Origin of the sequence: Vibrio proteolyticus NBRC 13287, from assembly GCF_000467125.1 — a bacterium.
Taxonomy (GTDB): Bacteria; Pseudomonadota; Gammaproteobacteria; order Enterobacterales; family Vibrionaceae; genus Vibrio; species Vibrio proteolyticus.
In genome coordinates, this window is the sequence record NZ_BATJ01000001.1 from 531,332 (window position 1) to 543,705 (window position 12,374).

Below are 12,374 nucleotides of genomic sequence, written 5' to 3' on the forward strand. Positions count from 1 at the left end.
CGAATCTGTGATTACAGGTTGATGAAGTTGGTTTCAACGGCTGGATTCACGTCTGCGTCGTAATCCACACCTTCGACACCAAAGCCGAACAGCTTAAGGAACTCTTCTTTGTATTCCACGTAATCTGTCAGCTCTTTGATGTTTTCACTGGTGATCTGTGGCCACAGGTTGCGACAGTGCTGTTGAATGTCATCACGCAGTTCCCAATCATCCAGACGCAGACGGTTTTTGTCATCCACTTCCGGCGCGCTGCCATCCTCTTTGTACAGACGCTGGCTGAACATGCGGTAGATCTGCTCCATACACCCTTCGTGTACGCCTTCTTCACGCATTTTCTTGAATACCATCGCGATGTACAGTGGCATAACAGGAATTGCCGAGCTCGCCTGAGTGACAACCGATTTCAGTACCGCTACGTTAGCGCTGCCGCCGATAGCCGAAAGCTTGTCGCTAAGTTCTGTTGCGGCGCGATCCAGGTCCATCTTCGCACGGCCTAGTGCACCATCCCAGTAGATAGGCCAGGTCAGTTCAGTACCGATGTAGCTGTAAGCAACGGTTTTACAACCTTCTGCCAGAACACCTGCGTCAGACAGCGCATTAATCCACAATTCCCAGTCCTGACCACCCATTACTGTAATGGTGTCTTCGATTTCTTGCTCAGTAGCTGGTTCTACGCTGGCTTCAATGATCACATCTTTGTTGGTGTCAACCGCCGTTGAAGTGTACGTTTCACCAATCGGTTTTAATGATGAACGAATCAGTTCACCGGTTTCCGGCATCTTACGCACTGGTGAAGCCAGTGAGTACACCACCATATCAATCTGGCCCAGATCTTCTTTAATCAGATCCACGACTTTCTGTTTTGCTTCATGGGAGAAAGCATCGCCGTTGACGCTTTTCGCGTACAGGCCTTCTTCATGCGCCAGCTTTTCAAATGCAGCCGCATTATAGAAACCAGCGGTACCTGGTTTTTTCTCTGTGCCTTCTTTTTCGAAAAACACACCAATGGTTGAAGCACCGCCACCAAATGCCGCAGCGATACGTGAGGATAAACCGTAACCACTTGACGCACCGACCACCAGTACACGCTTTGGCGCGTTTTTGATTGGGCCTTGTGCTTTCGTGTAAGCAATTTGTTCTTTTACGTTTGCTTCACAACCCACCGGGTGAGTTGTGGTACAGATAAATCCGCGAATTCTAGGTTTGATGATCATATTCAACTTCCTTAAAAAATCCCCGCTAGGATAAAAGGTTCGACACGAAATCTCATCTAATTTCTGTAAATTTGCTCAGAAATAGCAAGTGGTTGGAGCACTTTAATCCGGATTCGTGTCCCCACCCAGAGCTTTTCCGCCCAGTATAGACAGCTTTGTCAGCTCTGGTGACCGGTTTGTGTTCAAGCAACATGTTTATTTTTTGATCGCCGCTTCCAAAAAATAGGTGTTGTTACTGATTTTATTCAAATATTCACATTCATGTGCCAGATTGGTTTGGCAACAATAATAATCAACGTAAGGATATACTATGCATTACTCGCCTCTGCTCTCTGGCTTGCTGTTATCGGCACTGGCACCAACTGCTCTCGCGGCGGTCGCCAACGGAGACTTCGAACAGTGGACCAACGGTTCACCCGATCATTGGAGCGTGATCGATTCCGGCATTACAGTGACCGACACTTTTCAACCTCTCTTTTCGGGCTCACGAGCAGCCGCGCTGAACGTCACCACCACCACCCAAAGTGCCACCGATTTTCGTCAGAGCGTCGCCGTGCAAGCCGGCCAACAATACGACTTCAGCGTCCGGGTTTACCATACCGAAGGACATGTGGCAGCGCGCCTTTATGTCGACGGCTATCAGAATTACACCAACCCAGCTATCACGGGTGAATGGCAACAATTGAGCCACAGTTACACCGCCAGCAGTGACGGCAATATTGAGGTCGGGCTGCGCTTTTATGACCAAACCGGTTTTGATGGCCAGGAGCTGGTGTACATTGATGATTTTGCTCCCGCTAGCAACAGTGATGGCGATAATGGGGGAAGCGGCGACAATGGCAGCGGCGGGCTGGATAATCTCTCCAGTTACTATCAAAGTGCAGAAGGCCTGACTGGGTACGCGTTGAAAACTGAGCTGTATAACATCATTAACAGCCATAACGACCAAAGCTACAGTGCACTGTGGACCTTCTACATCAATAATGAGCGCGATACGTACTATGAACAAGACAGCTCTATATTGGACGTGTATTCGGAAAATCCCGCAGCCAACGACCCTTATATCTATAGTGCTGGCAATGACCAATGTGGCACCTACCGCGGTGAAGGCGATTGTTATAATCGCGAGCACGCCTTCCCACGCAGTTGGTTTGGCGGCGCTGTCACACCGATGAACACCGACGTGCACCACATTTTTCCAACCGATGGCTACGTTAACGCCAAGCGCAGCAGTTACCCTTACGGCGAAGTCAGCAGTGCGTCCTACACCTCTGCTAACGGCTCGAAACTTGGCAGTGCCAAAACGGAACTCGGTTACAACGGTACCGTCTTTGAACCGATTGACGAGTTTAAAGGTGACATCGCCCGAGCGTACTTCTACATGGCAACCCGCTATCAGAACGTGATTGCCGGCTGGGAGAACAACAGCAGTTATGGCGACGCCGTCTTAGATGGCAGCTCGGACAAAGTCTACGAAGACTGGTTCCTGAGCATGCTGGTTGATTGGCATCAACAAGATCCGGTCAGCCAGAAAGAGCGGGATCGCAACGATGCGGCATACACTTTCCAGGGCAACCGCAACCCTTTTGTTGACTACCCACAATTTGTCCACGAGATCTGGGGGCAATAAAACAAAAAGGCACCCTATTGGGTGCCTTTTTCAGATGCTCGTGACGCTTACTTTCAGGCGACACTGTTCAGTTTCGGTTTGTTACTCGTCTCCTGCGTCAGGACTTCATTAAAGTCATGACTGAAGTGGTCAACCTGAATCGCCTGATAGCGCAGCGTATCAGCTTCCAGAATCTGATCCACTTCTTTCTGAGTCAGTACATTCTGTTCCAAAGCCTGCTCCAGACGAACTTTCAGCAACCCTTTACGCGCTACTTTACCGTCTTTCGCCGCACGCATCAGTTTACGCTCCAGAGATTTCACTCCGTACATCGCGAGGAAAGCCCGCTCCATCAAACCGACACTGTCGTCCGCGTCCTGGCCGATGTAGCACAAGTGAGTCAGACGGTCACGGTGTGCACCCGGTGTCATCAGGCTCTCTGCCAGTTTCACAGACAGATCATCACTTGGACGCTCAAAGTGGTTACCCAGTGGGAACACCAGCAGTTTAAGCAAGCGACCCGCTACTTTATTCGGGAAGTTAGTGTACGCCTCTTGCAGCGATTTAGCCGCATGATAGAAACAATGCTGCATCGCGTAGTGAACATAATCGAGATCCTGCTGCTGGCGACCTTCATCTTCGTATTTCTTCAGCGTTGCAGACGCCATATACAGGTAGCTGAGACCATCCCCCAGTCGCGCTGAGATCATCTCTTTGCGTTTCAGTTCGCCACCCAGAGTCAGCATGGCAAAGTCCGCGCTGACCGCCAGAGCCCGGCTCAGACGCGTCAAATCCTGGTAATATGGCTTCGTCGGGCCACTCATATCCGCTTTGACGAAGTAGGACCCGGTCAGAGCGGCACCAAATGCGCCCAGTGTATTTTTAGTCGCGTGAGCAATGTGTTTGAACAGCAGGCTATCGAACTCATCCGCCCCTTGTTTCTCATCCGGATTTGCCGCCGCTTCCATCTCTTTCAATACATATGGGTGACAACGGGTCGCTCCCTGACCAAAGATCATCAGGTTACGGGTCAGAATGTTTGCCCCTTCCACCGTGATAGCAACCGGAATACCGAGATAATGGGTACCCAGGTAATTCATCGGGCCATCCTGAATGGCACGACCTGAGTGAATGTCCATCGCATCATTCAAAATGGTGCGCGCCATTTCTGTCATGTGGTATTTGGCAATTGCCGTCACAATCCCTGGTTTCTCTTTTAGATCCAACGATGTGGTCGTCAGGGTACGGGTGGCTTCAAGCAGGTAAGTCAGGCCACCGATGCGTCCCAGCGCCTCTGCCACACCTTCGAACTTACCAATCGACATGCCAAACTGTTTACGCACATAACTGTACGCACCAGTGGTGCGCGACGTCAGGTGGCCAATCGCCGTACCCAGTGCTGGCAAGGAAATACCGCGTCCTGCTGACAGACACTCCACCAGCATACGCCAACCTTTACCCGCGTATTCCTGACCACCAATCAGCCAGTCCATTGGAATGAACACATCTTCGCCACGCGTCGGGCCGTTCATAAATGCCAGACCCAGCGGATCATGACGCTCGCCGATGATCACACCTTCGTGGTCTGCCGGGATGAGCGCACAGGTGATGCCAAGCTCTTTCTTGTCGCCCAGCAAATTGTCCGGATCGTACATTTTAAAAGCCAGGCCCAGCACGGTTGCCACTGGCGCTAAGGTGATGTAACGCTTGTTCCAGTTCAGACGGATACCGAGTACTTCTTTTCCTTCATGTGTGCCGTAACACACGATGCCCTGATCCGGAATACCACCAGCGTCCGAACCCGCCTCTGGGCCAGTTAACGCAAAGCATGGAATATCGGTGCCGTCGGCCAGGCGAGGCAACCAGTAATCTTTCTGCTCCTGAGTACCATAATGAGACAACAGCTCACCCGGACCTAAAGAGTTCGGCACCATCACGGTCACCGCCGTGCTGATGCTGCGGGTCGCAATGCGTGACACGATGGTCGAGTTCGCCAGAGAAGAAAACTCACGGCCACCATACTCTTTGGAAATGATCAGTGAGAAGAAACGTTCTTTCCGCAGGTATTCCCACACTTCTTTCGGCAAGTCACGGTCTTCTTTGACAATTTTATGGTCATCCAGCATGGTCAGCAGGGTTTCCAGTTCATTGTCCATAAAAGACTGCTCTTCAGCGGTCAGCGTCGGTTTTGGGTATTGGTGCAGCTTGGTGAAATCAGGTGATCCCGAGAACAGCTCACCATCCCACCAGACACTACCCGCCTCCATTGCCTCTTTCTCCGTACTGGACAACGGAGGCAACACTTTCTTGAAGAGTTTGAATGCCGGGTCACTAATCCATTTTCTTCGTAGAGAGCACATAATCAGATCCTTTTGTTCACAGGTAAGGGCCTACGCCCTTTTATACTTTTGTTATCTGTTCAAAGTTCTATTCGACAGCCACGCCGGCTGCGAGGTATGGGATCAACTGGTCAACCACCGTTTTGGGGTCCACCTTCTGACCAAAATCGTTCTCTGCAATTTCCGCCAGCGCCTTACTCGAGGCCATGGTGAATACGCAGGTTCCTAACGTAAAGTGCAAACGCCAAAACAACGTCTCTTGCGTCAGACGCGGGTTGGCTTTCAAAACTGAATCGGTAAACAGTTTCAGCGTATCCTGATAACGCGTAGTAATAAACCAACGCAGATGCCCCTGCACGTCAGTATAGCCACGGCCAATCAGTAACATAAAACGACTGGTGCCATTTGGGCGCACATCGTTCAGTGACTTGAGCGGACCGCGCAGAGATTCAAACACCTGCGCCATTTCATAGCTTTCATCCAGATTCAGGTTAATCAGCGCGTCCTGAACGGCAGGCATAAATGCTTCCAGATAACGATTCAATACCGCACGAACTAACGTCTTCTTATCGCCAAAATGATAGTTCACCGACGCCAGGTTTACCCCCGCTTTGCTGGTTATGGTGCGCAGCGAAGTGTCATTGAAACCGTGCTCGGCGAACAAGGCTTCCGCGACGTCCAGAATTTTGTCTTTGGTACTGTTTCGTGGGGCCATTTTAATCACTCGTATTAAACAACTGTTTGAAATATACTCGCGGCACATTTATTTAACAAGCAATTAACATCACACTTTTGAGTATTGGTCGGACCAGATATCGGTAAGGTCTTAATAATCAGTGAAAATTGCGCGCAAAGAAAAATAGGATTTTTTTTTCGATTTGAAGGGAACTGTTTGACGTTTGTCCGGTCTATTTAAGAGTAGTCAGCAATGCATTGAAAGTTTAACGGCCGTCAAGCTTGTCCTTACTGCTCACTACACAGATTTATGCTGCTTTTTCTTATTAACTCCTATGTTTGTATCCGCCCAGAACCAGATTGTTCTGGGCTTTTTTTATTGGGTCGCTAACTTAGGCAAACACCCAGCGCTGACACAAATAGAAATTGCTCAGCATACCGGCTGCAATCCCGGCGATAAACGCTGCAGCCGTGCCAAACGGCGAGCTGTGCGTCAGGGTGACAACAACGTGAAATACCGTCAGATTCGGCACTAGAGACAACCCTGCGCCCATCAAGGCTTTGCGCCATTGTAACCACTTGCTCTGACAAACGGCATCGCTGAACGTGAGCCTGCGATTTCCAACCCAGGTGACGCTCGCCGCGGCGAAAAAAGCCAAAGTACGTGCCATGAGTAGTGGTAAGTGCAACAGCATCAGACCAGCGGTAAACACCAAGGAATCCACCACAAAGCCACACGTACCGACCAGCGCGAAGAAACTCAGTCGACGCGCTATCATGATGGTTTCACGCACTGATAGAGCGCCCTGCCACTTTTGGCGGCGTAGGCCACCACACAAGTCAGTTTCTGCTCGGCAACCACGTGATCGACCTCTTTTTCTTCGCCAATCAGTTGTACTCGCGAGTACTGCTCAAGCGGCGTGTCCGAGGCGAGTTTCCGGGCCAGACCGTGACTGTAAAACTGACCAGAGAACGGGCGTTTACCCACGTAAAACGTTGCTACTCCGGGGCGGGTCAGTTGCCAGATGGCTTTGTCGCTGCGTTTCTCTGATGGCCCGAAGTGCAGATACCCCACGGCAACAATCAAGAGTAATGGCACCACACCCGCGGTCACTTTAAACCAAAGCTGTTCCTGGCGACTACCGCGCAGCACCATGGCGATGAGCAGCCCCAACGCAGGCACACCCGGTAACACATAAGCAGGCAGGATATTCCCGGCCATGGTAAACAGCAGCATCGGTGACACCAGCCACAACACCAGAAAACTGAGTAATTGCTTCTGCTCGCAAGCCCAGGTCTGAACATGCTTGCGCTTACGCCAATACATCACCGGCAATACCACAGACCATGGCGCGGCAGAAGCGAGCCAGAACAGCCAAATCATCCCGCGCGGTTCATCGTGCGCGCTGCCATACAAGTCCCCTTGCCAACCGCTGACCACAAAGCGTTTGAAATGCTCACCGACAATAAAGTAATCGAGAAATCCAGGCGTGGCTTGCTCTGCGAGCACGTACCACGGCAATGCGATCGCACTCATCAGCAGCGTGCCGCCAATCAAAGGAAAACGTCGCCACAAGACTCGCCAGGCGCCCGTTACACCGTGCTGCAAAAACAGCCATGGCATCACCGCCAAGCCCACTAACACCAACACCACAGGCCCTTTAGCCAACAAACCAATCGCAAGACCAACAAAGCCAATGTAACCCCAACGGCGTTCACCGAGCCAGCAGAGATAAAAACCGAGCATCGCCAGAGTCATCCCCAGCGTCAGCGCCATATCGGTCATCACTGCGCCCGCCGCGATGGAAAACAGGCCACACGTCGCCAGCACCAGTGCCGTCACCAACGCATCGTATCCCTGCCGACGCGCAAACCAGGCCATCAGGACGATCACCAAAACGCCAGCGAGCCAGTGAGGCATCCGCACCGCAAACTCGTTGACGCCCAGCAATGCAATACCCGATGCGCTCATCCAGGTGAACAACGGCGGTTTCCCCCAAAACGGCACGCCATAATCAAACTGCGGTGTCAGCCAGTTACCGGTTTCCACCATCAGGCGTGCCATTTCTCCGTAGCGTGCTTCTGTGGTGTCCATTAGTGGGTACGTACCGAGTGACAAAAGCCGGATCAATAACGCCGCGATCAACAGCGTCCACAGGTGAATTGGGTTGATTTTCACGCGCGCTTCTCCTGCTTGGCACTGTCGTGACTATTTTGTTCAGCAATGCTTTCAACGATGTACAACGGACGACGCTTGGTTTCAATGAAGATTCGGCCAATGTATTCACCCATCACCCCGATACAAAGCAGTTGAATGCCGCCCAGTGCCAATTGCACCACCATCATGCTTGGGTAGCCTGAAACGACGTCACCGAACAGCAGTGTTTTCACAACAATCACCGCCCCATACACAAACGCAGACAGTGCAATCAACGAACCTAAGATGGTCGCCAGTCGCAACGGACGAATTGAGAAAGAGGTGATGCCATCCACAGCCAGACCAAGCAGTTTGAGGTAATTCCATTTGGTCTCGCCGCAAAAGCGCGCATCGCGGTCAAAAGGCAAGGTGGCCTGACGAAAGCCCGGCCAGGAAAAAATTCCTTTCATGTAGCGGTTACGTTCAGATAAGGTATTAATGTGATCAACCACTTCACGACTGAGTAAGCGAAAATCGCCAACGTTCTCTGGCACTTCCACCTTCGTCAGGGTATTGAGCAGGCGATAAAACAGAGCTGCTGACGTGCGCTTCAACCAGCTTTCACCCAAACGCCGGCGACGCTGCATATTGACCACATCGTATCCCTCCCGCCATTTCGCCAACATCACGGGGATCAGCTCCGGTGGATCCTGCAGATCCGCATCAAGCAGGATCACCGCCAACCCCTGGCAATGCTCCAGTCCGGCGCTCATGGCCGATTCTTTACCAAAATTACGACTCAAACCGATACAAGTCACCCGGCTGCTGCCCGGGTCCAGTCGTTCCACCAACGTACGGCTGGTATCTGTACTGCCGTCATCGACATAGACAATTTCGCAGCGATCCGGCAGTGAATCCAACGCACACGTCAAACGTTGATGGAAAACAGGCAGCACATCCGCCTCATTATAAAAAGGCACAATCACCGATAAGGTACATGGCGGGGTAATTCGTGGTAACGTATCGTTTGAGTAGGTCATAGCGGTTATCCCAGCGGTTTCAATAGGATTACCCTAACTGCCCGGATGTGAATGATGTGTTGTCGACATATTTTTCACGCTGATTTTGTTCCTATAGCCGCGCGAAAAGAAAAGGGCCCTGGACACATGAAACGAATCCTGCTGGTGGAAGACAACCGCGAAGTTGCTGGTATCTTGTTTGATTACTTTGAATGTATGGACATGGAGCTTGATTACGCCGACAACGGCGAGCTGGGCTTGCAACTGGCGATGGAAAACCATTTCGATATCATCATTCTCGATCTGATGCTGCCTCGAATGGACGGCCTGACCGTGTGCAATAAGTTAAGGGATTCGGGCAATACCACGCCCGTATTGATGCTGACCGCCCTGGACAACAAACAAGACATGCTGAAAGGCTTTGAACACGGCGCCGACGACTATCTGACCAAACCGTTTGATCTCGAAATTCTCGAAGCTCGCATGAATGCCCTGATCCGTCGTTACCATGGCAAAGTGGCCAGCTGCGAGCTGAGTTTCGGCAGTTTAAAGATCGATCAGAAAACCCGCAAAGCCTACCGCAATGACAAACTGCTGGCGCTGAACCCAACCACGTACACGATCCTCGAAATGCTGTGCAGCAAAGCACCGGAGCTGGTCACCCGTCAGGAGATCGCACGCAAATTGTGGGACGAAGAAGAACCGAACAATGACGTATTACGCAGTCACATCTACCAACTGCGCAATCAGCTCGACAAGCCATTCAGCGTCCCCATGCTGACCACCATCCCAAAAATTGGCTTTCGCCTGGAGAACGTGTAGTGAAGCGCCCTTTTCTCTACAGCACCAAAACACTGACCGGCAAACTGGCACTGTTTTTTTCTGGCGTGTCACTGATCCTCGGCGCAGCCACACTGCTGATCTTTCTCGCAGCCTTACAATGGTCAGAAGATCGCGTGGGCGAACGACGTATCCAGATTGACCGTGATGAAGCAGCCACGCGTTTCCTGCATGGTGAGAACGGCAAAATCGTCATTGATGTCCTGACCGATGCTTACAACGATGTCAGGCTGGTTCCAGAGCCTTACCGGACTTACATCCAAGGAAAACATACCTTTCTTGCTGAAGTGGGGGAAGATCCGAACTCGCGGATGGTTCTGGTCTCACATTACTATGCCAATGGGCAACAAAAACCGTTAATCCTGCTGACCAAGATCGACGCTGTCGAGTTCGGTGCAGAGGAGATGACGTTCGCCGGGATCCTGGTACTGAGCTGTGTGGCAGTCATGTTGTTCATCTTCGGTACTTTGCTGTTTCGTCTGTCTGAAAAACTGATCGAACCCATCAACGACCTAACCTTGCAACTTGAACGACATAAAGGGGACTCCAGCCACCATTTCACCATCAAACCCGGTGCTGCCATCGAATTTCAGACATTAGCCGATGAAATGAACCGCTATCGAAGTGAAATCCATACCGTACTCAAACGCGAACAGGCGTTTGCCCGTTATGCCAGCCACGAACTCAGAACCCCGCTGACCATCATCAAAGGGGCCGAAAAACTGATGAGCAAGAATCAGGATGCGGAGTTTCAACAGCGGCAACGACAACGTATCGATGATGCGACACTGCAGATGAGTACCATGATCGATGCTCTGCTCGGCCTGGTGCGCTACGAGCGCGATGAAAGCAATACGCCCTACCGGATGTTTACCGCCAGTGAACTGAGCAGGATCGTTGAACAAAACTCGCATCAGGCCTGGGAGAAAGCCATTCAGATTCATCAAAACGTCGATGCGGAGCCAGACGTTCAAGCCTCGCCCGCCGTGATGAACATGATTGTCGGTAACCTGATTCGCAATGCGATTGCGGCAACAAATCAAGGCGAGATCCACATTCGCCTCACCGAAAATAGTCTGGTGATTGACGACCAGGGCGAAGGGCTGGACACCACGCCAAATAAAGACGGGCATGGCCTGGGGCTACTTATCGTGGATGATCTCTGCCGTCGTTATCACTGGCAGTTCAATCTGACCAATCGCGCTGATGGTGGCTGCCGGGCTGAAATTGATTTCGGTTCGCCTGCCGTTAACTCCCCGGAGATTGTGCCCGAGGCTTAAACCAGATCATGTCAATCTGTTCGATTTATACTATTATGCTGGGCTTTTTGTGATCCCATGAAGTCAAAATGAACCTAAGCCAGAGTCCGATAACCCAGCACTGTTTCGAGCAGATTCCGTTTTTTCTCAAACGGGACGATCAGTTACACAGCCACTTCAGCGGTAACAAGGCTCGCAAATTTATGTCTTTGCTGAAGCAGGATTTACCGGGTATCACCACGCTGATTTGCTATGGCTCTGCCCAATCAAACGCGCTTTATTCGCTGGCGGCCCTGGCCCGAATCAAGGGCTGGCAGCTGGAGTTTTATGTCGACCATATCGCCCCATGGCAAAAACAGCGTCCAACCGGCAATTACCGCGGCGCACTTGATCTTGGCGCTCACATCCTGGATGTGCGTGAACTCAGCTCTGCAGCGATGCACCCACGTGACTACATTACGCAGATTCGTCAACCGGGAGACGAGTGCCTGGTGGTGCCCGAAGGTGGACGTAGCCGCGAAGCCGAAGCTGGCGTTCGTCAGTTGGGTATGGAGCTCCTCAGTTGGGCACGGTTTCAAGTCAAACAACCGTTAGTCGTGGCGCTACCGGCTGGTACCGGGGCAACCGCTTTATATCTGCATAAAACGCTTAAGCCCCATGGCATCGAGGTGCTGACCTGTCCTTGTGTTAGCGGGACCGAATATCTGCGCCACCAATTCCATGAACTTGGTGAGCAGGATCATCCGCAAATTCTCACCCTCGACCACAAACATCATTTCGGCAAACTCTATCGTGACGACTACCGCACCTGGCAAGCCCTGCTGGATCAGACCGACGTCGAATTCGATTTGCTGTATGACCCTATGATGTGGCGCTGTTTGTTGAACTGGTATCACGCCAATCGAGATAAAACCCTGCTCTATATTCACCAGGGTGGTATTTTAGGCAATGAAAGTATGCTCCCGAGATATCAAAGAAAATTTGATTGAGCAGATAACGGATATGAGGCAGACAATGAACAAATCATTTGCAGTACTATTGATGATGATCGCACCGGTAGCCGCCGCTAAAGTCATCACAACACCGGGCGAAAAACCACTCGTCGCACTGGACGGCTCAGACATCGCCAAACGTGTGTGCTATTACCAGGATCAGGCGTATTCACTCGGTGCGATTGTGCAGGTCGGAGACCATTACATGGTGTGCAAAGAGGCCAACAGTTTTGAAACCAATGGCGCTCTTAAATGGGTCACCTTAGAAGAGAAGAAGAAGCCGCAGTAGT

General features: G+C 51.4%; 11 protein-coding genes. 5 read left to right on the forward strand and 6 right to left on the reverse strand.

The window, feature by feature from the left end; translation table 11 throughout:
* Positions 1–11: 11 nt before the first annotated feature.
* Positions 12–1,214, reverse strand: a complete 1,203-nt coding sequence (gene fabV / locus VPR01S_RS02310) for an enoyl-ACP reductase FabV (protein WP_021703685.1) — start codon at positions 1,212–1,214, stop codon at positions 12–14.
* A 310-nt stretch (positions 1,215–1,524) separates the two neighbouring features.
* Between fabV and VPR01S_RS02315 the strand changes: the two genes are divergently transcribed.
* Positions 1,525–2,844, forward strand: a complete 1,320-nt coding sequence (locus VPR01S_RS02315; protein ID WP_021703686.1) for an endonuclease — start codon at positions 1,525–1,527, stop codon at positions 2,842–2,844.
* A gap of 53 nt (positions 2,845–2,897) precedes the next feature.
* On the opposite strand, the gene VPR01S_RS02320 is transcribed toward VPR01S_RS02315, so the two are convergent.
* From VPR01S_RS02320 to VPR01S_RS02340, 5 genes are all read right to left on the reverse strand, one after another.
* On the reverse strand, positions 2,898–5,183 hold the full coding sequence (locus VPR01S_RS02320) for an acyl-CoA dehydrogenase (protein ID WP_021703687.1): 2,286 nt from the start codon (positions 5,181–5,183) through the stop codon (positions 2,898–2,900).
* Positions 5,184–5,250: 67 nt separating this feature from the next.
* Positions 5,251–5,877 carry a TetR family transcriptional repressor PsrA gene (psrA, locus tag VPR01S_RS02325; protein ID WP_021703688.1) on the reverse strand — a complete coding sequence of 209 codons (627 nt, stop codon included), beginning with the start codon at positions 5,875–5,877 and terminating at the stop codon, positions 5,251–5,253.
* A 352-nt stretch (positions 5,878–6,229) separates the two neighbouring features.
* The gene (locus VPR01S_RS02330) at positions 6,230–6,631 is read right to left on the reverse strand and encodes a GtrA family protein (RefSeq protein ID WP_021703689.1); all 402 of its coding nucleotides are present in this window, start codon (positions 6,629–6,631) and stop codon (positions 6,230–6,232) included.
* Positions 6,613–8,016 carry an ArnT family glycosyltransferase gene (locus VPR01S_RS02335; RefSeq protein ID WP_021703690.1) on the reverse strand — a complete coding sequence of 468 codons (1,404 nt, stop codon included), beginning with the start codon at positions 8,014–8,016 and terminating at the stop codon, positions 6,613–6,615. Before VPR01S_RS02335 ends, VPR01S_RS02330 begins: the two co-directional genes overlap by 19 nt.
* Complete coding sequence (locus VPR01S_RS02340) at positions 8,013–9,014, reverse strand: glycosyltransferase family 2 protein (protein WP_021703691.1); 1,002 nt, start codon at positions 9,012–9,014, stop codon at positions 8,013–8,015. The genes VPR01S_RS02335 and VPR01S_RS02340 overlap by 4 nt, the downstream gene beginning before the upstream one ends.
* 126 nt (positions 9,015–9,140) lie before the next feature.
* On the opposite strand from VPR01S_RS02340, the gene VPR01S_RS02345 reads away from it, so the two are divergent.
* The 4 genes from VPR01S_RS02345 (at position 9,141) to VPR01S_RS02360 (ending at position 12,373) form a co-directional block, all read left to right on the forward strand.
* Positions 9,141–9,815 (forward strand): response regulator transcription factor, encoded by a 675-nt coding sequence (locus VPR01S_RS02345; RefSeq protein WP_021703692.1) that lies wholly within the window; start codon positions 9,141–9,143, stop codon positions 9,813–9,815.
* Positions 9,815–11,113, forward strand: coding sequence for a sensor histidine kinase (locus tag VPR01S_RS02350; RefSeq protein WP_021703693.1), 1,299 nt, complete (start codon positions 9,815–9,817; stop codon positions 11,111–11,113). The genes VPR01S_RS02345 and VPR01S_RS02350 overlap by 1 nt, the downstream gene beginning before the upstream one ends.
* Positions 11,114–11,181: 68 nt before the next feature.
* Positions 11,182–12,081, forward strand: coding sequence for a pyridoxal-phosphate dependent enzyme (locus VPR01S_RS02355; protein WP_021703694.1), 900 nt, complete (start codon positions 11,182–11,184; stop codon positions 12,079–12,081).
* 25 nt (positions 12,082–12,106) lie between these two features.
* Complete coding sequence (locus tag VPR01S_RS02360) at positions 12,107–12,373, forward strand: DUF1496 domain-containing protein (RefSeq protein WP_021703695.1); 267 nt, start codon at positions 12,107–12,109, stop codon at positions 12,371–12,373.
* The last annotated feature ends 1 nt before the right edge of the window (position 12,374 follow it).